Source organism: Lysinibacillus sp. NPDC094177 (assembly GCF_050279145.1).
Classification (GTDB): domain Bacteria; phylum Bacillota; class Bacilli; order Bacillales_A; family Planococcaceae; genus Lysinibacillus.
In genome coordinates, this window is record NZ_JBNNTW010000017.1 from 32,919 (window position 1) to 55,700 (window position 22,782).

Consider the following 22,782-nt stretch of genomic DNA (forward strand, 5'->3'; position numbering starts at 1 on the left):
TGAATCACAGTTAAAAATCATATATACACAATCCCGAAAATGTATAATAACAACCCTAATTTAGCCTAAAAAGGGTTGTGAATAACGAGCTTCTTTGATTTGTAATGTTGCAAAACATGATGAATGAAAGGGGCTTTTTTATAACCTAAAAAAAGTAATAAGAGGCTGGGACATAACTAAACGTTTCCTTCATAAGGCCGAATAATCTCTAAATTAACAAAACACGATAAATAGAAAAACCGAACTATTCCGAAACACTTCATGAGCATTTCATTGGATAGTTCGGTATTTTTGTTGGCTGAAACACTTTAGTCTCATTCTCTTATTAATTACTAACAATTCACAGTTAGTGAAGCTGTGTTAATACATACTCGTAAATTTCATCTGATGATTTATTAAGAGCTACGGAGAACTCTGAAAAAATGGTATCTTGTAAAGATTGTAGTAATTTCTCTTCTTGGTTAGGGAATTTTTTTTCAGTAGCGCTATACTCTAACTTTTTTCGTAACAATGTGTTTAAAAGGTTTGCTTGTGTTTGGCGATTGCCGGATTTAATGATTTCTAAATGAAATCTCATTCGATGCGTATTTTGTTCAATCCATTCCACACCAGGGGATGTGAATGAATGTAAAATACTGAGGGCTTCTTCTTCTTTAATAATATCTCTAAGCTGTTTTTTTGAATTGTCAATAGGGGTACGAATTGTTAATTGTGGTGCATTTAGTGGTTGTAAAACGTAATAAGATTTAGTAATGTCGTTAAAGGTTTGTTCGCAAATATCTTCAATAGAACAAAGTCCATGTGATGTGTAAATGACTACATCGCCAACGTTGTACATGTATATCCCCTCCAACAAACTATATTGTCAACTAGGTTGACTAAATTAATTGTAAGCAATTTGAAGGTTTTTGTCAACTTAGTTGACGATTGCTGCTGTTTTTTGTATATTAATAACGAAAAAAATGAAATGAAGGTGAAATAGTTGAAGGACGAATTGCAGAATCGAGATGTCATTGATTTGTTGAGCGAACGTCACGAACTACTTCGAAGACTTGCGGAAGAGAAGTGGAATAAGCATAACGATATTTATATTTCAAATTCGGAATGGTATATTTTGGGGATAGTTTTTAAAAAACAACTTACGATTTCAGATGTAGCTAAAAATGTTAAATTTTCAAGACAAGCAACCCATAAAATAATAAAGAGTTTGGAAGTTAAAGGGTTGGTGACAGTTATGAGTGTCGAACATAGTAAAAAACATAAAGCTATTCGTATGACTGAATTTGGTGAAGAATGCTTTGAAAAAAATCAATATTGTAAAGCAGAAATAGAAAAACAACTGGTCAATACAATTGGAGAAGATCAGGTCATTAAATTAAAAAATATATTAAAACTTAATTGGGATATGGGGCAGCTGGAAGCGTAAGTATTCGTAGTTTAGGTATGGAAAATGTTTGGAAAATAGCTTGTAACATAATAAGGTTAGGCAACTATTTTAGCAGGTAGATGCATAGAAAAATTTCGTCAGCCACTTTCGTCCTACACGAAAGTGGCTTCTTTTTAACTTCTTTCAGCGGGTGTTTAAACACCTGTACCTGTCGCTACGCTTTCGGTACAAAAGACATTTGCTGAAAAGAGGAACTCATGCTAAGAACTTCACATCCTGTGGCATTTCCGAAATGACCAACATAGTGTCGGCCCCCGTGCAGGCCTAAGCACAAAGCCGATTCCGGACGCAATTATGCTGAGGCATAATTGATAATCGTTACTTTACCTTCCCGCGTTCTATAAATGAAGCGCCATTGTCATTTGCTAAATTATAAATGGTACTTTTCCCCTCTGGGCCAAACTGTCCGTTTTCTTCAATGACAAAGTTTTCGTTATTTTTCGTTTGAAAATAATAAGTGCCTACTGTACCTACTTCATACTCATAAATGACTTCCTTAATATCTTTCCATTCATGTGTAGTTTGATGATGAAAATCTTTGAAAATATTCTGTATAGCGGTATAACTTAAAACAGAAAAATAGCCTAACACTAGACTGCTCACGATTACTAAAAGCGTAATCAAATAGGTGTATTTATTTCTTTTGAACCCTAGTATGACTAACGTTAAAATAACTAGCGCAATTGCTAGGAAAAGCATAATGAAATTGTATGTTGGAGTGATCAGTACGATATTATCTTTACTAAAATAAAACGTTTGGGAAATCGTAAATGGCAACATAGGTGATAATAAAAGCAACACTATCGCAAAAATAAAAAGTTTTGCACTAGGTGATAATACGTTTAACATGAAATCTCCTTCTTTTTGAAAAATTGGATATTCAGCATTTTAATACATGTAACATATTTCCAAAAGTAGCGCGCGTGCATACTTTATGTTTGAAAGTGAGATGTAACCATAAAATTCTGAATTAATACTTCTATATATGGAAAATTGGCCGTTATAATAGTGATATAGAGGTGAAGATTATGAAAAAAGATAGAGGAAAAGTTTGGTTAGGTGTTGCGGGGGTTACTGTAAATGAGCTAGGTCAATGGCTAGTTGTCAAAAAGGCATATAGCGGATTAAAGGGAAGGTGGTCATTGCCAGCTGGTTTTGTCAATGCTGGCGAAACAGTAGATGAAGCTGTTGTTCGCGAATTACAAGAAGAAACGGGTATTGATTGCTACGTTTCAGGCTTAATTGGTTTTCGAACGGGTGTAATTCATGGTGACATTAGTGATAATATGGCGATATTTTATTGTCGGATGAAAGATGAGCAGCAGAAGATTTGCATTCAGGAAAATGAATTATTAGAAGCGAAATGGATGTATCCAAAGGAGCTCGCACAGGATGAAATGACATCAGTTATGTTAAAGGAAATGGCATCCAACCAATTTGAAAAGCACCAATTTGAGGGCATTGAAGGTATTAATCCAGGAGATGTCTTTGGTTATTCCTCTTATAAATTGTTCTTTAAGAAATAAAGTGATAGAGGAGACCTATGATTGGACTATTTTTGTTTATGTTAGAGCGAGTAGGGCTAATCATTGTGTTTGCCTTTTTAATGTCAAGGTGGTGCCTCTTTCGGGGAATGCTATTTCAGGATCAAGGAGTTAAGGAAATGCTTTATCCCATTAGCATATTTCGAACAGCGAAAAACTATTGAAAATTAGTCTAATACTAGTTTTCAATAGTTTTTTATTGGCTCATCACTAAGAGTTGTGGATGACATTTGTTAAAATTTATGCCATAAATAAGTTGATCTTCGTTCTGACTGGGCGACTCCAGGAAAGTGCCCAGTCGGAACGGAAATCAACCACACGTTATGGTGAGATCCCAAAATATGACGAACAAGCGAAATCAAGGATATGTACATTGAAAGCGTTGTAGTAATCATGTAAACTAATGAGAGGAAAACGGAGGTTATACATACATGGATGGTCCAGTTTCATTAGTACAGTTAATTATTTCAATTTTGTTATTTTTCGTCATGTTCTTTGGTATTGGATTTTTATTGAATATGCTTTTGCGAATGACATGGTTAATGGCGATAGTGTATCCAATTGTTGTTATTTTTATTGTCGATGATGTAAGCTTTTTAGATTATATTTTCAAGCCAGGTTACGCATTTCCAGCACTTTTAGATAAGTTGCAGGCACTGCAATTTGTAGATATTGCAATCCTATCTGGTGGCTTTGCCGGTTCAATTGTTGCGGGAATTGTCATGATTTATTTACGTAAAAGTGGATATCGAATGTTTTAACTTCTTTCAGCGGGTAAACATCCGCTGAAATAAAGGAACTCAGTCTAAGAACGCCACGTCCTGTAGCAACGACTGAGTAACCAACATCGTGTTGGACCAAAGCCTCCGGCGGATGTCACGGAATCGGAAAGGAGTGCTTTTGTGCATGCACAAAGCCGATTCCGGACGCAATTATGCCGAGGCATATTGATCTTCTTTCAGCGGGTGCCCAAACATCCGCTGATTTTTTTTTGTATGTTTTCGATAAATCACAAAAGTGTTCCGATAAACAAAAAACACAACCTCAACATGAGCATGAGGATGTGTCTATTTCTCACAAAATAAATTGGTATATGATGATGGCGATAAAAATTCCAGTTAATGCCCCAAAAAATACTTCGCTCCGTTTATGGCCTAGCAATGTTTTTAGCTCTTCCATTTTCTCCTGTCCATCCATTTGTGGCCATTTTTTCAAATCATGAAGCAATGTTTGAAAGTCTTTACGTAGTTGATTTAATACAGCTGCATGCTGACCTGCTTGAAAGCGTACACCACTTGCATCGTACATGACGATAAATGAAAACATAGCGGCTACAGCAAAAATTGGGGAATCTAATCCTGTTTCATAGGCAATAGAGGTTGTTAGTCCTGTTACGGAAGCGGAGTGTGAACTAGGCATACCCCCGGTGGAAGTAAATAATCCCCAGTTAATCTTTCTTGTCATTAAAAAATGAATGGGAATTTTTATAAACTGCGCAAAGAGAACTGAAAAAAGGGCAACGAGTAAAGGGGTATTTTGAAGTAAACTCATAATCATCACAACCTTCACTAATAATTGTTTTTATTATAACATTCATTATTTTCTAAAAGCCAAATATTACGCGTTTTCTGAAATTTAGGTATAATAAATATTGAATGGAGGAATTTACATGCATATTGTAAAAGAAGCAAAAACATTTGAAACGATTTCTACTGAGGTGTTAGTAGTAGGAGTCACTAAACATCGTGAGCAAATGCAAGATTGGGCAAGCTTTTCATCATTTTATGGAGAATCCATTGATGCTTGGATTAGTGCTGGGGATGTATCTACCGAGCTAAAAAAAATTACGAAATTACCATTCTTGAAGGACCATGCCAATCTTAAACGCATTTTATTTGTTGGTTTAGATGAGCGTAAAAACCTAACAGAAGGCGATGTTCGTGCAGCATTTGGATTGGTTGGTAAGGAACTAAAATCCTTAAAAGTGAAAGAATATTCAATTTGGCTTGAATCGTTTACAACAGAGTCGATTACTGCAACAGATGTTGCATTTTTAGCTGGTGAAGGAACAGGTCTTGGTTATTATTCAATTCCTCATTATAAAACAACATCAAATGAAGTAGAGAAACGTGTTGACACTGTTCATCTTGTGACTACTGCTGATGATTTAGATGAAGTGGTGGCAAGCTTTGAAGTTGGCGCTATTTATGCAGATGCAGTAAATGAAGCACGTAGCTTAATTAATTTACCACCAAACTTACTGACAGCAACAGACTTAGCTAATTATGCAGAGTCCCTTGCAGTCGAGTACGATTTTGAAGTTGAAATTTTAGATAAAGCACAACTAGAGGAACTCGGTATGGGTGGTATTTTATGTGTCAATCAAGGCTCCCATGAAGAACCTCGTTTAATAACATTAAAATATAAAGCGACTGAAGATTTTGCCGATCCAATTGGCCTTGTCGGTAAAGGTGTTACGTATGATACTGGTGGCTATTCCTTAAAGCCAAAAGATTCGATGGTAGGCATGAAAGGCGATATGGGCGGTGCGGCTGCAGTGCTAGGTGCCATGAAAATCATCGGTGAATTACGTCCAAATAAAAATGTCGTAGCGGTTATTGGTTCTACTGATAATATGGTATCTGGAATAGCATTTAAGCCGGATGATGTCATTACAACATATAGTGGTAAGACGGTAGAAATTTTAAATACCGATGCCGAAGGACGTTTAGTATTAGCAGACGCTACTACATATGCTAAACAACAAGGAGCTACTTCCCTAATTGATGTTGCAACGTTAACAGGTGGAGTGATTACAGCACTTGGTATGGATAAAACAGGAGCACTTTCTAATGATGATGAATTCTTTGCTGCTTTTATGGAAGCTACACAGGAGACTGATGAATTTGTATGGCGTATGCCTTTAACAGAAAGTGATAAAAAACGAATTCGTAAATCAGATGTCGCTGATTTAAATAACTCTCCTGGTCGTGATGGACACATGATTTTTGGAGGAGGCTTTGTTGGTGAGTTTGTTGGTGATACACCATGGATTCACTTAGATATTGCAGGAACGTCAGATGCCATTGCTATACATGACTTAGGCCCAAAAGGTGGTACAGGTGTAATGGTACGTACACTAGCAAACTTTGTTCAACGTTTAGGAGAAGAAAAATAGAATAGGCGATAGACATGTGATATATGCATCCTCCTACATACGATAGAGTAAAAAAGGGAGGAAGCTTATGACATTCTTCGGAGGTTATCCAGGAGGAGGCTTTTGGCCAGTCGGTGGGCCTTTTTTAGGAGGATTTTTAGGAAGTTTTCTTGGATCACAGTTTGGCCCATATCCATTTTATCCGCCGTTCTATCGTCCATTTCCGCCATTTTACCGACCTGGTCCACCATTTAGACACCATTTTAGACCATATTAATTCTAATAAGACATAGATTTCAATGAAAATATAAAACCAGTTGTCGGCAATAATAACGACACCTGGTTTTTTCTTTAGTTAAATTAAATAAATATCAGATTTTGGTCATTAAATAAAGTGTTGACAGAATATACTATATTATTTATTATTCTTATTATATTACTAAGAATTAAATATTAGCTGACTAGCAAACTAGAGGCTCTTATTATTCACAGGCATTGTTCTGCCTATGGATAATTTGAGTCTTTTTTTTCTATCTGAAAAGAGGAAGTGATATCAAATGGGGAAAGTTTTTATAGTGGGTGCTGGGCCTGGCGATGTTGATCTAATCACAGTAAAAGGATTACGGTGTATCGAATGTGCAGATGTCATCCTATATGACAGACTCATCAATAAGACGCTACTATCCTATGCTAAACGAGAGGCTAAGCTCATCTTTTGCGGTAAGCTACCTCAGCAGCACGCCATGATTCAAGAGCAAATTAATCAAGCACTTGTCAGCTATGCACAGCAGGGATTGATTGTGACGAGATTAAAGGGAGGCGACCCATTCGTTTTTGGAAGGGGAGCTGAGGAAGCAGAGGTGCTAGCACAGTATAATATTCCATTTGAAATAGTGCCAGGCATCACTTCAGGAATAGCAGCACCGGCATATGCAGGGATTCCTGTTACACATCGTGACTTAGGCTCAAGTTTTGCGATGGTCACTGGGCATATGAGAGAGGGTAAGGATGATGGAATCCAATGGGAAAGTCTTGCAAAAGGGATCGATACGATTGCTATTTATATGGGGGTCGGTAATCTTCCTTATATCCGTCAGCAGTTGCTCAAGTATGGGCGTGATAAAGAAACCCCAATAGCGCTCATCCATTGGGGTACCTTTTCTCAACAAAAAACTGTCACGGGTACTTTAGCTAATATTGAAGAACTAGTGCAACGAGAGAATATTCAAAATCCAAGCATAATTGTAGTCGGAAAAGTTGTGACTTTGAGGGAAAGAATTCAATGGTTCGAGCAAAACCTTCCACAGCCGCAGTTAGCAGAAATTTCTGTGTAAGGATGTGGGTTCATGCAAGCTATTTTATATATCGCTCATGGAAGTAGAGTAAAGGCAGGGGTCGAGCAAGCTGTTGCCTTTCTAAAGAGCGTACAACAGGAGATTGAGATACCGATCCAAGAAATTTGTTTTTTAGAACTCGCGACACCGACAATTGCTGAAGGTATAGCAAGCTGTATTAAACAAGGGGCTACAGCTATAGCGATTGTACCTATTTTATTGCTAGCTGCTCAGCATGCAAAGCACGATATTCCTAGTGAGATTGATAAAGCAAAAAAACAGCATTCACAAGTGAGGTTTACATACGGTGAACCACTTGGCGTCCATGAACTATTAATTGATACATTACAGACTAGAATTCTAGAAGCAAGGTTACCTACTAACGAAGCAAGTGTTTTACTTATAGGTCGTGGGAGTAGTGATCCTACAGTAAAGAGTGATTTAGCCAAAATTGCAACAAGATTACGTGATAAATACGCTTATGAAGCTGTAGATACATGCTTTTTATATGGAATGGGTCCTACGTTTGAAGATTGGTTACAACAAGAGAAGAATAGGGACAATCAAGTATTTATAGTACCGTATTTGTTGTTTACTGGGATTTTGCGCCAAAGCATAACAAGGCGATTACAAGATTACGAGAATAAGAACATTATTTTATGTGAAAGTTTAGGCTATGACGACAACGTAAGGAAAGTTTTAGTGGAACGTATTTATCAATTATTAAACTTTACTAAGGAAGGTGTTTTGTAATGGTAGATAAAAGGACTGAAAATATAAATCTAGCATTAGATAATGTCCGCCACATTTTAAATACTGTGAACCACGGGTCCATTACATTAATTGTGCAAAATTCCTATGTGGTCCAAATAGAAAAGAAGGAAAAAATACGACTTCGATAATTTTAATTTCTTTCAGCCAGTGTCCAAACATGCCGATTCCGGACGCAATTGTATGGTGATAAATCATAAGCAAATGACCTTGAAAAAAGCTGTGATGCGCAACCAAATTCAGGACAATTAATCAAGAGAAAAAAATGATACTAATACGTGAGGTGGCAAGATTGAAACTGCAAGTAGTAAACAGTCCATTTAATGAGGAACAGGTAAAGCTGTTAAATGAGCTGCTTCCTAAACTATCAGGAGAGCAGAGGATTTGGTTAAACGGCTATTTAAGTGCACCACTGGCCATTATTGATCCTGTTGTCGAAGAAGCAACACCGATAGTAAAAACAATCACCAAAACAGTGACGATTTTATATGGTTCACAAACAGGCAATAGCCAGGGGTTAGCTGAAAAATATGCCTCAGCCTTGAAAGGCAATGATGTGGACGTAACAATTTCGTCGTTGGCAACATTTAAACCAAATAATTTAAAAAAGGTAACAAATCTTTTACTAATTGTTAGTACACATGGGGAAGGGGATCCACCTGATCAAGCGATACAGTTCTACGAATTTTTGCATAGCAAGCGAGCCCCTAGGTTAGAGCATCTTCATTATTCGGTGCTAGCCTTAGGTGATAGGTCTTATGAATTTTTCTGTAAAACAGGAAAGGATTTTGATGAACAGTTTGCAAAATTAGGGGCCAGTCAAATCTTTCCTCGCACAGATTGTGATGTAGATTACGATGAAGCGGCAGCACAGTGGTTCTCAGCTGTTCAGCAGGAGTTGCTGCAACAGACGGATGTAGCTGATATATCGACTACACAAAATAAAACAGCACAAGAAGACACTACATATTCTCGAAAAAATCCGTTTTATGCTGAAGTACTTGAAAACATTAATTTGAACGGCCGCGGATCAAATAAAGAAACACGTCATATTGAATTATCCATCGAAGGTGCAAGTTTCAATTTCGAACCAGGAGATAGTATCGGTATTCAACCGGAAAATGATGAAAAGCTTGTCGATGCTTTAATCACAGCATTACAGTTTGATCCACAAACGGATGTAAACGTCTTTGAAGAAACACTGTCATTAAAAGATGCATTACAAAAAAAATTAGAAATTACAGTGTTGTCTAAGCCATTGTTACAAAAAATTGGTGCTTATACGGTCCATCAGGAATTTTCAAAGCTACTGGAAGACACGGATGCCTGGAAGGACTATGCAAAAGGAAGAGATTTACTTGACGTTGTGGAAGACTTTGCACCATTTATATGGGATGCGCAGCAATTTGTAGATTTACTACGTAAAATTCCAACCCGTCTATATTCCATTGCTAGTAGTCAAAAAGCAAATAGTGAAGAGGTACATTTAACAATTGGGAAAGTAAGCTATGAGACGAATGGACGTCAACGTCTAGGCGTTTGCTCCGGAAGCGTAGCAGAGCGTATTCAAATTGGTGACACTTTACCGGTATATGTTCATAAAAATCCGAACTTTAGACTACCAGAGCATGAGGACACGCCGATTATTATGATTGGTGCTGGAACAGGTGTAGCCCCGTATCGAGCATTTTTGGAGGAGCGTGAGGAATTAGGCATCGAAGGAAAAGCGTGGCTGATTTTGGGTGATCAACACTTTGTCACAGACTTTCTTTATCAAACAGATTGGCAGCGTTGGCTTGCTTCAGGAACACTAAGTCAAATGCATGTTGCTTTTTCACGTGATACAGATAAAAAAATATATGTTCAACATAAAATTGAGGAAAATGCTGTTGCTTTTTATGAATGGCTAGAGCAAGGAGCTGTCATTTACGTCTGTGGCGATAAAAAATCGATGGCGGCTGATGTTGATGCAACAATCCATCGCGTTATTGAACAACAGGGACAAAAAACGTCAGAGGAAGCTAAAGCCTTTGTCAATGAGCTAAAACAGCAGAAACGCTATCAACGTGACGTTTATTAACTTCCTTTGGCAGTGTTTTATGTAGCGAAAGCAAAGCGTCAGCAGCAAAATGTTTTCTGCGCGAAAGCAAAGCGTCAGCGGCAATTATGCCGAGGCATAATTGATTAAAGGAGCGATAACAAATGGCAGAAAAAATTATTTTACCCCCACAACCAGGGAAGCCTAGTGATGTAGAGCGTATTAAGAACGACAGTAATTATCTACGCGGAACATTAGAGCGTACGATGAATAATCCATTAAGCTCAGGAATTCCAGAGGATGATAACCGTCTAATGAAATTCCATGGTAGTTACTTACAAGATGATCGCGATCTTCGTAACGAACGTCAGCGTCAAAAGCTTGAGCCTGCCTATCAATTTATGGTGCGTGTACGTACACCGGGAGGAGCAGCAACTCCAGCACAATGGCTAGTAATGGATGAAATGGCAAGGAAATATGGTAACGGCTCCTTAAAATTAACGACACGTCAGGCATTCCAAGTGCACGGCATTTTAAAATGGAATGTCAAAAAATATATGCAGGAAATTAATGAGGTATTATTGGATTCTCTTGCTGCCTGCGGGGATGTGAATCGTAATGTCATGTGTAATGTGAATCCAAACCAATCCGCATTACATGAGGAAATCTATAATTGGTCTGCAAAATTGAGTGAACATTTACTACCTAGAACACGAGCTTACCATGAACTATGGCTAGATGGTGAAAAGGTAGTTGATAGTCAGGATGAAGAAATTGAACCTATATACGGTGCACAATATTTGCCACGTAAATTTAAAATTGGTATTGCTGTTCCTCCAAGTAATGATGTGGACGTATTCTCACAAGATATAGGATTAATTGCCATTGTTGAGGATGATAAATTAGTAGGCTTTAACGTAGCAGTTGGCGGAGGAATGGGCATGACTCATGGCGATCATGAAACATACCCACAGCTTGCTCGCACAATTGGTTTTATCACACCTGACAAACTACTGGAAACAGCGGAGAAAATTATTACGATTCAGCGCGATTATGGGAATCGTTCGGTTCGTAAAAATGCACGTTTTAAATATACAATTGATGCAAGAGGGCTTGAGTGGTTTAATGAAGAACTAACGCGTCGTCTAGGCTGGGACATCCAACAAGCTCGCACTTTTACCTTTGAACGTACAGGTGATGAATATGGATGGATTAAAGGTGCAGATGGCAAATGGCATTATACATTATTTATCCAAAATGGTCGTATTAAAGACTTTGACAATTATGAGCTCCTAACAGGATTACGTGAAATTGCGAAGGTGCATTCGGGTGATTTCCGCTTAACACCAAACCAAAATTTAATGATTAGTAATGTAACATCGCAAAAGAAGAAAAAGATTGCTGCTATTATTGAGCAATATAAGCTTACAGATGGTGCACACTATTCTGCATTGCGCCGTAATTCGATTGCTTGCGTATCATTACCAACATGTGGTTTAGCCATGGCAGAAGCGGAACGTTACCTACCTTCTCTTATTACAAAAATTGAACCAATCATTGATGAAGCAGGTTTAAATGATACAGAAATCGTTATTCGCATGTCGGGCTGTCCGAATGGTTGCTCGCGTGCAGCAATGGCTGAGATTGGCTTTATCGGTAAAGGTCCAGGGAAATATAATATGTATTTAGGAGCAAGCTTTACTGGTGATCGTCTCAATAAAGTCTATCGTGAAAATATAGGTGAAGAGGAGATTTTAGCGGAGCTTCGTCCAATCCTGCTCCACTATGCGAAGGAACGTCAAGATGGCGAGCATTTCGGTGATTTTGTTATTCGTGCCGGTTATGTAACAGCTGTTCATGACGGGCGAGATTTTCATCATATATAAAATAGTAGCCCTGTAGCAAACTTGTCTGCTTTATGGTCTTTTAATATGGAAAAATCCTATATCCTCTGATTAGCATTTTATTCAACAATTTCTCTAAAACCTAGTTGGCTGCTAGGTGTACTTTAGTATATATTTGGTAATAAGAAAAATGATTGTAGAACGAGTTAGCCATACTAGTGAACAATCATTAAATAATGAGCTGGCTAGTCAAACTAGAGGCGTTTTAACAAAGGCATGTTTACACTATGTCTTTTGTTAGAACGCTTCTTTTCGTTTACGAGGGGGATAATATGCTAACATATGCAACTTGGCATGAGCCAACATTGAATTTTAAGGTAGACGCAACTTATAAGGCTGCACTGGATGTTTTACATTGGAGTTATGCAGAATATGGCGAGGATATCGTCTATGCATGTAGCTTTGGGATTGAGGGGATTGTCTTGATTGATCTTATTTCAAAGGTGAAGCCCAATGCTACGATTCTCTTTTTAGATACGGATGTTCATTTTAAGGAAACATATGAAACGATTGATAAAGTAAAAGGAAAATATCCAAAGCTTAACATTATTATGCAAAAACCAGCACTTACACTCGAACAACAAGCAACTCAATATGGTGATGAATTATGGAAGTCTAATCCAAATAAATGCTGCGAAATTCGTAAGATTGTGCCGTTACATGAAGCGTTAATGGGCGTGAAAGCTTGGATTTCAGGCTTGCGTCGTGAACAATCACCAAACCGACAAAATACGAACTTTATCAATCGTGACGTTAAATTTCAATCCATTAAAATTTGTCCACTCATTCATTGGACATGGAAGGATGTCTGGCGATATGTCTCAAAACATAATTTGCCGTACAATCCATTGCATGATAAAGGCTATCCAAGCATCGGCTGCGAGCACTGTACAAAACCAGCATTTACAATGGATGATTTACGTTCAGGCAGATGGCGGGGGTCTGGTAAAACAGAGTGTGGACTACATGAGTAAAGGAGTTTTGCCATGCTTGAATATGTAGCAATAGCGATTAGTTTATTTTTTGCGATGAATATAGGTGCAAGTGGAGCGGCTGCCTCAATGGGAGTTGCTTACGGTGCAGGTGCCATCAAAAAAGCTTGGCAAGCACTGCTTATTTGCTCAGTGGGTGTTTTTACTGGAGCAGTTATTGGTGGTGGAGAGGTAGTAAAAACAATCAGCTCCGGTATAATGCCGCAGCAGTACATTACAGTAAAGATTGTCATTATTATTTTGATTTCTGCGACAAGCTCACTATTTATCGCTAATCTTTTAGGCATCCCATTATCTACGAGTGAAGTGACAGTAGGAGCAGTTGTAGGTGTAGGGACCGCCTATAAAGTGCTATATATTAAATCATTACTTGTCATCATATCATTTTGGGTAATAGTGCCAATCGTAGCGTTTGTCATTGCATTTGTCTTTGGTAAGTGGCTGTATAAATTACGAGTCAAGGGCTTGTTAAAAGATCATTCAATATTAACGATTCTCCTTGTATGTGCTGGTTTTTTTGAAGCATTTTCAGCAGGGATGAATAACGTAGCAAATGCAGTTGGACCACTTGTTGGTGCAGGATTGATGGGTGTCACAACTGGAATATTGCTTGGTGGAGCGTTTGTGGCGCTTGGTGCAATGCTACTTGGAAAACGAGTGCTTGAAACAAACGGTAAAAAAATTATGCGCTTTGAGAAGGCAGAAGGGATATTAATATCGAGTACAGGTGCACTCCTAGTCGGTATAAGCTCTGTCTTTGGGCTTCCCGTGCCATTAACACAAGTCACATCCTCTTCGATTATCGGAATGGGGATGGCCAAAAACGGGAAACAAATTTTTCATAAGCATATAGTGAAAAAAATAATCTGTATTTGGATTGTCTCGCCAATCTTTTCATTAGCCATCTCCTATTTTTTAGTACAGCTATTTTTAGAGAAAGATTTCTATGTCATCGTATTAATTGGCAGTATTATTGTTGGAACGCTTGGTGTCATTAGCTTAATGCGAACAATGCGTGAAGAAGAGCGCTCAATATACGATGCAGGTGAAGGGATTTAAATACCTGGATTACTTTTGAGGGAAAGCCGAACGCATCAGAGATGAACCCGATCACATTTGAAAGGAAGCCGATCAAATCAGAGGAGAACCCGATCACCTCTGTAAGAAAGGAGATCATTCGCAGAAGCCTCAATTTGCCTAAGATAAAAAATCAATAAAATACACAAATAAACTTAAATATAAAACTAAGTATTTCAATAAAATTAGGAGGGGATTTTGATGAGTCTACAACCACATGGTGGACTATTAGTGCAAGCCTTTAATCCAGAGAAGGATGTAACGAATATAAATAAAGTTATTGAGCTTGATGCCATTTCACTTAGTGATCTAGAGTTAATTGCTATCGGCGGATACAGTCCGATTGAAGGTTTTTTAACGCAGGAGGACTATGAATCAGTTGTTGAACAAACACGTTTAGCATCAGGTGTGGTATGGAGTATTCCAATTACATTACCAGTAACAAAGGAAGTAGCGGCAACTTTACATCCTGGTGATGAGGCGAAATTGGTATATGGTGATGCTGTTTATGGCGTTATTGAAGTTGCTGATATTTATGAGCCAAATAAACGGAAAGAGGCATTGTTAATATACGGCACGGAGGATTTAGAGCATCCTGGTGTTAAAAAGTTGCATGAACGTCCAAATATTTATGTTGGTGGAAAAATTACATTAGTAAAACGTCTAGAGCAAAAGTTTCCTTCCTATTCATTTGATCCGCTTGAAACACGCCGACTTTTTGCAGAAAAGGGATGGAAAACAATTGTTGGCTTTCAAACACGGAATCCTGTGCATCGAGCACATGAATACATTCAAAAGGCGGCACTTGAAACAATTGATGGATTATTTTTAAACCCGCTTGTTGGGGAAACGAAATCAGACGATGTTTCTGCCACAATTCGCATGCAAAGTTACGAAGTTTTACTAAAAAATTATTATCCTGAAAATCGCGTGCAATTAGGGGTGTTTCCAGCTGCAATGCGTTATGCAGGACCAAAGGAAGCTATTTTCCATGCACTTGTACGAAAAAATTATGGCTGTACGCACTTTATCGTTGGGCGTGACCATGCAGGTGTTGGTGATTACTATGGCACATACGATGCACAAAAAATCTTTGAACAATTTACAGAAGATGAATTAGGGATTGTTCCATTAAAATTTGAGCATAGCTTCTATTGCAACAAATGTGAGGGAACGGCAACGACAAAAACTTGTCCACATGATAGCTCGGCGCATGTCATTTTATCGGGTACTAAGGTTCGTGAAATGTTACGTAATGGTGAAGTGCCTCCAAGTACATTTAGTCGTAAAGAAGTTGTGGACGTTTTGATTAAAGGAATGCGTAAGGAGGTTTTAAAGTGAGTTCAAACATCGTTTGGCATGAAGCGTCCATTACGAAAAGGGAGCGTCGTACACAAAACAAGCATCAAAGCTTTATATTATGGTTCACCGGTTTATCAGCATCAGGAAAATCTTCTGTAGCGAATGCCTTCGCACGTCGACTTTTTGAACGCGGCAATCAAGCATTTGTTTTAGATGGTGATAATGTTCGGCATGGCTTAAATAAGGATTTAGGATTCGATGAAGCAAGCCGTAAGGAAAATATACGACGTATTGGAGAGGTATCTAAGCTTTTCGTGGAAAGTGGTCAAATTGTTTTGACTGCCTTTATTTCGCCTTACCGAGAAGATCGTCAAGTTGTCCGTGAGCTTGTGGAAGCTGGGGAATTTTTAGAGGTCTATGTGAAGTGTTCTGTTGAAACGTGTGAAAAGCGTGATCCAAAAGGTCTTTATAAAAAAGCACGTACTGCAGAAATTCCTAACTTTACGGGCATTAGTGCACCATATGAGGAACCAGAAAATCCGGAAATCATTTTAGATACAGAAAGCTATTCAATAGACGAATGTGTTGAACAGCTAACGAGTATTTTATCTTCCAAAAGATATATTTAAGTATGATTTCAAAAAAGAATCTGCCCGATTTTAATTAAAATCGAGCAGATTCTTTTTGTTTTTGCAATGTGATCAAGGTTATTTAATGCCTTGTTCCTTCTTCATCCGATCAATTTCAGGTTCAAGCTCATCGTGTACTGTACCTTTCCAAGGTTTTACGCCAGCGATGTATGAAGAGCGAGTCATAATATGCCCTCCAACGGGACCTGTAATGAACAGGAACAATATACCAAGCAAAATGCGGGGATTAAAGTGATCTTCAATAAGCCAAAAGTAAAAGAATACACCAATGAGTACGCACATGACGCCGAGTGTTGCACTTTTTGAAGCAGCGTGAGCACGTGTGTACAAATCAGGTAAACGGACAAGACCAATGGCTGTCACGACAATAAATAGCACCCCTACAGAAATGAAAAAGATAACTAAACTATTAGCGAGAATTGTCACGTTTAAGGATATCTCCTTTCTCTATAAATTTAGAGAAAGCAACAGTACCGATAAACGATAAGATCGCTAACAATAATATAATCTCCAGGAAGAAGCTTGTTTCAACCAATACGGAAAACAGTCCAATTAGCGAGATTACTGATACACCCAATGAATCCAATGCTACCACACGGTCGGATGCAGAAGGTCCTTTAACCATTCGATAAATGACTGCAATCATTGATAAGCAAATCACTACAATCGAAGTAATAATAAACGTTGTCATGATTTACTCACCTCCAAAATCGCTTTTTCAAATGAATCTCGAATTGCTGTAATTGCTTCATCGACATCACTAATATCAATAGCGTGTACATACAAAGTTTTTGCATCATCTGATACATGCACTACTATAGTACCAGGTGTTAACGTAATGAGACTTGATAATAAAGTAATTTCCCATTCTTGTGTTAAAACAGTCGGATAGGCAAAGAATGCAGGCTGCATATCCAACTTAGGCTTTAAGACCACTTGAAGAACTTGTATATTCGCTAACACTAACTCCTTTAAAAAGAGAAAAGTCAGTTTAATGATTGCCCATATACGGTAGACGTAAAGACGGCTAGCAAAAAATCTACGCATAATAATGAGCAATATAATACCGAGAATGAACCCAACGATAAAGCCTGTTGCTGTGTAATTAGAAGAAAGAAACATCCAAACAAAGGCAAGTACAAAATTTAAAACAATTTGAAATGCCATATTTCTAATCCCCCTTCATTACAGCATCTATATAAATAGATGGATCACTTAATAGTTTTGCCGCATCGTCCATAAATGGAGTAATCCATTCAGAGCCTACACCATACGCTACAGTAATGAGCACTAGAAGAACAGTAGGCACAAATAGTGTATAGTAGACTTTTTTATCGACAGTACCCGTTGTTTCTTTTTCTTCACCCCAAAAGGCATAAAGGAAAATACGAATAACAGACAATAAAACGAGAAGTGACGAAGCTAAAATAAAAATACTGCTCCATTTACTACCTGCTTCAAAACCTCCCTGTACAATCAAGAGCTTTCCAACGAAGCCACTAAGTGGGGGAATCCCTGCTAAACCAAATGCTGCAATTAAATAGCACCAACCGAGAGCAGGGTATTTATTCATAAGCCCGCCCATTTTCCGTAAATCAGATGTGCCAGTAATGTAGATTACTATACCTATTAACATAAAGAGCGCTGCTTTTATAAGCATGTCGTGAATTAAATAGAACATTGCACCTTTTAGGGAGATTTCATTCATTTGAGATACGCCGAATAAAATAACACCTACAGCAATGACAATATTATATATAATGATGAGCTTCACATCATGGTAGGCAAGTGCACCAATACAGCCCGCAACAATTGTTGCAATTGCTAATGCCATCAGTAGGTCATGTGTATACGATAAATCATGAACAAAGAACAATGTATATGTTCGAGTAATCGCGTAAATGCCAACCTTTGTTAGTAGTGCACCAAATAGCGTTAGCACTGGTATAGGTGCTGCCGCATAAGAAGTTGGAAGCCAGAAGTATAACGGGAAAATAGCCGCTTTTAACCCAAATACCATTAAAAATAGAACAGCTATAACAGTAACAATTCCTGGCTGATTGATGTCAGCAATTTTTACTGCAATATCTGCCATGTTTAATGTACCTACTACCGAGTAAAGGAAGGCGACTGTAATAACAAATAATGCAGATGATATAACATTAATTAATATATATTTAATGGAACCTTTAAGCTGTCCTTTTTCGCCCCCAAGAACGATGAGCAAATAAGAGGCCATTAACAATACCTCGAAGAACACGAAAAGGTTAAAAATATCGCCTGTCGTAAATGCACCGTTAACCCCAGTTAAAATAAACATGATGCCAGGATAATAGAAGAAGCGTTCACGCTCCTTTGTGATAGAACCGAAGCCATACCAAACAACAAAGAGGGTGATAAGCAACGTTGTTGTGACAAGCAGTGCGGACACCATATCAGAAACCATCGTAATGCCATACGGCACAGGCCAATCACCGAACGTCACCTTTTGAATACCATCATTTTTCACTTTTATAAGCAGTGAAATGGCCGATATAAGTGCGAGCCCTATACCAAGTAATGCGAATGAACGCTGGTATTTTAAATTTTTTTGCCCAAACATTAAAATCATGCCGAAGAAAAACGGAATGATAATTGGCAGTAGAAGGAAGTTATTCATCCTCATCACTTCCTCTCATTAAGCTTATATCATCTGTCTCGAGCTCCTGATAAGAACGGTAAGCAAGTACAAGGAAGAAAGCTGTTACCCCAAAGCTTATAACAATGGCTGTTAAAATAAGTGCCTGTGGTAATGGGTCTGCAAAAGTTTTTGCCCCTTCTTTTAAAACAGGTGGTGCTTCTCCACCGAGCCCACCCATCGTTAAAATGAGAAGATGGGCTCCATGACTTAAAAGCCCTGTCCCGATAATAATGCGCAATAAGCTTTTAGATAAGATTAAATAAATCGCTGCCATAAACAAAAAGCCAATGACAAACGCCATAATTATTTCCATTATTCATCCTCCCCAATCGTTTGAATAATGGTCATCGTAACGCCGACAACAACCAGATAGACACCGCTATCAAAAAGCATAGCCGTGTGTAATGACTGTTTGCCAAGAAGCGGTAAATCGAAATAATCAAAGAAATGTGTAAAAAACGGTTTCCCTACAAACATTGGGAAAGCGGCTGTTGCAAGTGCTAGTAGTAAGCCAATTGCAGTTAAATACGTATAATTTATTGGTAAAACCTTACGAACCGTATTTAAATCAAAAGCAAGGACTAAGAGCACGATAGCACTCGATGTTAAAAGTCCCCCAACGAAGCCCCCTCCTGGTGTGTAATGACCAGCAAGGAAAATATGAATGGAGAAGAAGAAAATAATGAAGAATACAATTTTTGCTGTAAATTGTATAATTACATCATTTGTTTTCATGAGTTTTCTCCTTTCTATTCATGCGTAGCTTTATCATCGCTAAAATGGCCATCCCAGCAATAGCTAACACTGTAATTTCAAATAATGTATCAAAGCCACGATAGTCTACTAAGATAACATTGACAATGTTTCCACCGCCGGCTTTTGAATGAACTGTTTCCTCGTAATACTTCGAAATAGATGGAATCAATTTTTGTGATTGTGCAGATAGCGCTATAAGAGTGACCATAACACCGACTGCAATTGAAACAATTGCGCGATTTAATTGGAATCTCATGCGCTCTTCTCGTTTTCCGAGCTTAGGCAGATGATAAAACGCTAGTAAAAATAGCGCAACAGAAATCGTTTCAATGACAAGCTGTGTTAATGCTAAATCAGGAGCATTAAAAATAACGAAGAATAATGCCACTGTGTAGCCCACAGCACCAAGACCTATAATGGCTGTTAAACGTGACTTTGCCAAAATTGTAATGGATGTTCCAATAACTAACACCAATACTAAAATGATTTCGTAAAGATGAATAGGTGCAGTGTCTTGGAAGGAGACAGTAAAGGCATTCTTCACAAATAAAGAACCTATTACAATTGCTGCAATGCTACTAAACATATACAGCAGGTAGTGACGCATAGAGCCCGTCATATAAAGGCGTGATACGCGATTTAACCCAACATCTAGACCGAGCATAATCTTGTCGTATGCATTATTTAATGTTAACGCTCGTGGGAATTTTTGATAAATACCCTGCCATTTCGGTAATGCTACAAACAATAGAACCCCAACAATTACTATGCCAAAAGTCATGAGTAGTTCAGGTGTAATTTCACCATGCCAAGCTGCCACATGAATATCAATATCCTTTGGTGAATCATATAAGAATGGCTGAATAGCTTGTACTGCTGGCTTTACAAAAGTATCCCCAACTAGGTTTGGAATAAAGAATATTGTTACGACTAATGCTGCTAAAATCATCGGCGAAATTAGCATGCCGATCGGTGCCTCATGTGGTTTATGAGGTAATTTTTCTGGTGTATATTTACCAGTAAATGTTCTGAAAACAAAATAGAAGCTATAGATAAATGTGAAAATACTAGCAATCCAAGCAATAATCGGGAAGAGAGCTCCCCATGTATCAAAGCCGAAAAATTCAAAATTTTGTAGTGCAAGCATGGCAGTTAAAAACATTTCCTTACTTAAGAAGCCGTTAAATGGTGGTAGACCTGCCATTGATAAGCTTCCGATAGCCGCAACTGTAAAGCTAAGCGGCATAACACTCATTAAGCCACCGAGCTTACGAATATCACGTGTACCTGTTTCATGATCGACAATACCTGCAATCATGAAAAGGCTCCCTTTGAACGTTGCATGGTTTATAAGGTGGAAGATTGCCGCAAAAGCAGCAAATTTAATAGTATCTGTTGCTCCGTTGCTATGAAATGCTAAGGCACTTGCGCCGAGTAACGACATAATAAGTCCAAGTTGACTGACTGTAGAGAAAGCAAGAATTCCTTTTAAATCCGTTTGCTTCACTGCAAAGAATGAACCCCAGAATAGCGTTACGATACCTACGCCAGTAACGAGCCATACCCAAAGCTCAGAAACAGCGAAAATTGGTGTAAAACGTGCAACTAAATAAATACCTGCTTTTACCATTGTTGCAGAGTGAAGGTATGCACTAACGGGTGTTGGCGCTTCCATTGCATCTGGTAGCCAAATGTAGAATGGGAATTGTGCAGATTTCGTAAATGCTCCTAGAAGTATTAAAACGAGCGACCAAGTGAACAGCGGATTCTGTACTAAATCAGGTGCCATTACAATAAGTTCACGGATTGAATACGTTCCTCCCATTATATAAAGAAGGATAAATCCTCCTAACATCATTAACCCGCCACCGACTGTAATCATCATTGACTTAAGTGCCCCAAAGCGAGAGGCATCACGGTTATACCAGTAGCCGATAAGTAAAAATGATGAAATAGATGTTAACTCCCAAAAGAAGTACAGCGTAATTAAATGATCTGACTGTACTACTCCTAGCATTGCGGTCATAAATAATAATAAGTAAACATAAAAATTATGTAATTTTTCTTTATGTTTGTCTAAATAAAAAATAGAGTAAAGTACGACCAACGAGCCAATTCCAGTAATCAGTAATGAGAATAGCAAGCTAAGTCCGTCTAAATAAGATACGATGGAAATATCAAGCGATGGAATCCAAGGAAGCTCTTTAAGAAATACTTTACCATCTGCTACTTTTGCGATGTAAGTTGCGTAAATAATCGCGAGTGTAGCAGGTACTGCAAGAACAAACCAGCCTGTGTGAATATTTTTAATGCTTTTATATAGAAATGGCACAAATATTGCGGCAAGCATTGGAATGAAAATATAAAGTACTTGTAACAAAAAAATCCTCCTTTATGCAGGTAAGTATGTTAATTATAACGTACTTTTTGTATGAGTGCATATGTACTCATAGGATTTAGCTTGCGATAGTGGAGGAATTTTGGCTATATTATAAATAGGAAGTTATCAATAAAAATAGAGGAAAAAATTTTTTATGAGGAACCCTTATATTTATGGTTATCTACCATTAATTACAATTTTATTGTTTAGTTTGACATTTGGGATGTATGCAGTAAGTGAATCGTTGCAAGTTTTTCATGCAATTGGTGTTTATTCCGGCATGCGTGAGTTTTTATCCGATTTCGAGCTACGTGTTTTTTTGCTAATTGTCTTTGCTGTGATCTTCTTTATGCTATTTTCAGCATTAAAATTAGTAGGGGAAACTATTCATGAGCTAGGAATGTTATTTTTCTCAAAGGATAATGATGGTGCGACAGTTAATCAAGCACGAGGCGGATACGTCATTTTATTAGTTGGCGCAATATGTTCAGCCTTTGCTATTCAATTTATTTACGTTTTAGTAGGTATTTTTGTCTTAACTGTTTTTATCTATTTTATTTACCTTATCTATAAAATGAGTCAATTTATGTCGATGGGTGGAACGATTGGCTTACTAGTATTTGAGCTTTTTATGTGGACAATACTATTATCGCTATTAGTTTATGTAGTTTTAAAATTGTATAATGGTATCTTGGCAAGCTTACCGTTTGCTCATTAAATGCCTCGGTTTACACTAAACATTTTTCAAAT

Annotated in this window: 25 protein-coding genes; 15 read left to right on the plus strand and 10 right to left on the minus strand. The window is 37.8% G+C overall.

What is annotated here, in order from left to right; genetic code table 11:
- Window positions 1-346: 346 nt before the first annotated feature.
- Window positions 347-838 carry a CarD family transcriptional regulator gene (locus ACQKNC_RS19995; protein ID WP_427426478.1) on the minus strand — a complete coding sequence of 164 codons (492 nt, stop codon included), beginning with the start codon at window positions 836-838 and terminating at the stop codon, window positions 347-349.
- Window positions 839-982: 144 nt separating this feature from the next.
- Here ACQKNC_RS19995 and ACQKNC_RS20000 point away from each other — a divergent pair, with 144 nt between their 5' ends.
- Entirely contained in the window at window positions 983-1,426 is a 444-nt protein-coding gene (locus tag ACQKNC_RS20000) for a MarR family winged helix-turn-helix transcriptional regulator (RefSeq protein ID WP_427426479.1), read from the plus strand.
- Window positions 1,427-1,765: 339 nt separating this feature from the next.
- Here ACQKNC_RS20000 and ACQKNC_RS20005 read toward each other — a convergent pair whose 3' ends face one another.
- Complete coding sequence (locus ACQKNC_RS20005; protein WP_427426480.1) at window positions 1,766-2,296, minus strand: hypothetical protein; 531 nt, start codon at window positions 2,294-2,296, stop codon at window positions 1,766-1,768.
- A gap of 179 nt (window positions 2,297-2,475) precedes the next feature.
- Between ACQKNC_RS20005 and ACQKNC_RS20010 the strand changes: the two genes are divergently transcribed.
- Window positions 2,476-2,973, plus strand: coding sequence for an NUDIX hydrolase (locus ACQKNC_RS20010; RefSeq protein ID WP_427426481.1), 498 nt, complete (start codon window positions 2,476-2,478; stop codon window positions 2,971-2,973).
- Window positions 2,974-3,422: 449 nt separating this feature from the next.
- On the plus strand, window positions 3,423-3,752 hold the full coding sequence (locus ACQKNC_RS20015; RefSeq protein WP_427426482.1) for a YuiB family protein: 330 nt from the start codon (window positions 3,423-3,425) through the stop codon (window positions 3,750-3,752).
- A 313-nt stretch (window positions 3,753-4,065) separates the two neighbouring features.
- On the opposite strand, the gene ACQKNC_RS20020 is transcribed toward ACQKNC_RS20015, so the two are convergent.
- Complete coding sequence (locus ACQKNC_RS20020) at window positions 4,066-4,548, minus strand: divergent PAP2 family protein (RefSeq protein ID WP_427426483.1); 483 nt, start codon at window positions 4,546-4,548, stop codon at window positions 4,066-4,068.
- A gap of 112 nt (window positions 4,549-4,660) precedes the next feature.
- Here ACQKNC_RS20020 and ACQKNC_RS20025 point away from each other — a divergent pair, with 112 nt between their 5' ends.
- The 11 genes from ACQKNC_RS20025 (at window position 4,661) to cysC (ending at window position 16,195) form a co-directional block, all read left to right on the plus strand.
- Window positions 4,661-6,169 carry a leucyl aminopeptidase gene (locus ACQKNC_RS20025; protein WP_427426484.1) on the plus strand — a complete coding sequence of 503 codons (1,509 nt, stop codon included), beginning with the start codon at window positions 4,661-4,663 and terminating at the stop codon, window positions 6,167-6,169.
- Window positions 6,170-6,236: 67 nt separating this feature from the next.
- Window positions 6,237-6,425, plus strand: a complete 189-nt coding sequence (locus ACQKNC_RS20030) for a uroporphyrin-III methyltransferase (RefSeq protein WP_427426485.1) — start codon at window positions 6,237-6,239, stop codon at window positions 6,423-6,425.
- Between the two features lie 280 nt (window positions 6,426-6,705).
- Complete coding sequence (gene cobA, locus ACQKNC_RS20035) at window positions 6,706-7,482, plus strand: uroporphyrinogen-III C-methyltransferase (protein ID WP_427426486.1); 777 nt, start codon at window positions 6,706-6,708, stop codon at window positions 7,480-7,482.
- Window positions 7,483-7,494: 12 nt separating this feature from the next.
- Entirely contained in the window at window positions 7,495-8,235 is a 741-nt protein-coding gene (locus ACQKNC_RS20040; protein ID WP_427426487.1) for a sirohydrochlorin chelatase, read from the plus strand.
- Complete coding sequence (locus ACQKNC_RS20045) at window positions 8,235-8,384, plus strand: DUF2292 domain-containing protein (RefSeq protein ID WP_427426488.1); 150 nt, start codon at window positions 8,235-8,237, stop codon at window positions 8,382-8,384. The genes ACQKNC_RS20040 and ACQKNC_RS20045 overlap by 1 nt, the downstream gene beginning before the upstream one ends.
- A 161-nt stretch (window positions 8,385-8,545) precedes the next feature.
- Window positions 8,546-10,333 carry an assimilatory sulfite reductase (NADPH) flavoprotein subunit gene (locus ACQKNC_RS20050; RefSeq protein WP_427426489.1) on the plus strand — a complete coding sequence of 596 codons (1,788 nt, stop codon included), beginning with the start codon at window positions 8,546-8,548 and terminating at the stop codon, window positions 10,331-10,333.
- A gap of 122 nt (window positions 10,334-10,455) precedes the next feature.
- Window positions 10,456-12,177, plus strand: a complete 1,722-nt coding sequence (cysI, locus tag ACQKNC_RS20055; RefSeq protein WP_427426490.1) for an assimilatory sulfite reductase (NADPH) hemoprotein subunit — start codon at window positions 10,456-10,458, stop codon at window positions 12,175-12,177.
- 290 nt (window positions 12,178-12,467) lie between these two features.
- Window positions 12,468-13,169, plus strand: a complete 702-nt coding sequence (locus tag ACQKNC_RS20060; RefSeq protein WP_427426491.1) for a phosphoadenylyl-sulfate reductase — start codon at window positions 12,468-12,470, stop codon at window positions 13,167-13,169.
- 12 nt (window positions 13,170-13,181) lie between these two features.
- Window positions 13,182-14,246, plus strand: a complete 1,065-nt coding sequence (locus tag ACQKNC_RS20065) for an inorganic phosphate transporter (protein ID WP_427426492.1) — start codon at window positions 13,182-13,184, stop codon at window positions 14,244-14,246.
- A gap of 219 nt (window positions 14,247-14,465) precedes the next feature.
- Window positions 14,466-15,605, plus strand: coding sequence for a sulfate adenylyltransferase (gene sat / locus ACQKNC_RS20070; RefSeq protein WP_427426493.1), 1,140 nt, complete (start codon window positions 14,466-14,468; stop codon window positions 15,603-15,605).
- Window positions 15,602-16,195: an adenylyl-sulfate kinase gene (gene cysC / locus ACQKNC_RS20075; protein WP_427426494.1), complete on the plus strand. Its 594-nt coding sequence runs from the start codon at window positions 15,602-15,604 to the stop codon at window positions 16,193-16,195. Before sat ends, cysC begins: the two co-directional genes overlap by 4 nt.
- A 78-nt stretch (window positions 16,196-16,273) precedes the next feature.
- Here cysC and mnhG read toward each other — a convergent pair whose 3' ends face one another.
- Genes mnhG through ACQKNC_RS20110 form a run of 7 tightly spaced genes read right to left on the minus strand, consistent with a single transcriptional unit; the run spans window position 16,274 to window position 22,032 of the window.
- Complete coding sequence (mnhG, locus tag ACQKNC_RS20080; RefSeq protein WP_427426495.1) at window positions 16,274-16,642, minus strand: monovalent cation/H(+) antiporter subunit G; 369 nt, start codon at window positions 16,640-16,642, stop codon at window positions 16,274-16,276.
- Window positions 16,626-16,907, minus strand: a complete 282-nt coding sequence (locus ACQKNC_RS20085) for a Na(+)/H(+) antiporter subunit F1 (protein WP_427426496.1) — start codon at window positions 16,905-16,907, stop codon at window positions 16,626-16,628. The genes mnhG and ACQKNC_RS20085 overlap by 17 nt, the downstream gene beginning before the upstream one ends.
- The gene (locus tag ACQKNC_RS20090) at window positions 16,904-17,383 is read right to left on the minus strand and encodes a Na+/H+ antiporter subunit E (protein WP_427426497.1); all 480 of its coding nucleotides are present in this window, start codon (window positions 17,381-17,383) and stop codon (window positions 16,904-16,906) included. The genes ACQKNC_RS20085 and ACQKNC_RS20090 overlap by 4 nt, the downstream gene beginning before the upstream one ends.
- Window positions 17,384-17,387: 4 nt before the next feature.
- Window positions 17,388-18,875, minus strand: a complete 1,488-nt coding sequence (locus tag ACQKNC_RS20095) for a Na+/H+ antiporter subunit D (RefSeq protein WP_427426498.1) — start codon at window positions 18,873-18,875, stop codon at window positions 17,388-17,390.
- Window positions 18,868-19,209, minus strand: coding sequence for a Na(+)/H(+) antiporter subunit C (locus ACQKNC_RS20100; protein WP_402781018.1), 342 nt, complete (start codon window positions 19,207-19,209; stop codon window positions 18,868-18,870). The genes ACQKNC_RS20095 and ACQKNC_RS20100 overlap by 8 nt, the downstream gene beginning before the upstream one ends.
- Complete coding sequence (locus ACQKNC_RS20105) at window positions 19,209-19,631, minus strand: Na(+)/H(+) antiporter subunit B (RefSeq protein WP_249075124.1); 423 nt, start codon at window positions 19,629-19,631, stop codon at window positions 19,209-19,211. Before ACQKNC_RS20105 ends, ACQKNC_RS20100 begins: the two co-directional genes overlap by 1 nt.
- A complete protein-coding gene (locus tag ACQKNC_RS20110) occupies window positions 19,618-22,032 on the minus strand; it encodes a Na+/H+ antiporter subunit A (RefSeq protein WP_427426499.1) in 2,415 nt (804 codons plus the stop codon). The genes ACQKNC_RS20105 and ACQKNC_RS20110 overlap by 14 nt, the downstream gene beginning before the upstream one ends.
- Window positions 22,033-22,186: 154 nt before the next feature.
- Here ACQKNC_RS20110 and ACQKNC_RS20115 point away from each other — a divergent pair, with 154 nt between their 5' ends.
- The gene (locus ACQKNC_RS20115) at window positions 22,187-22,750 is read left to right on the plus strand and encodes a DUF5366 family protein (RefSeq protein WP_427426500.1); all 564 of its coding nucleotides are present in this window, start codon (window positions 22,187-22,189) and stop codon (window positions 22,748-22,750) included.
- Window positions 22,751-22,782: the final 32 nt, after the last annotated feature.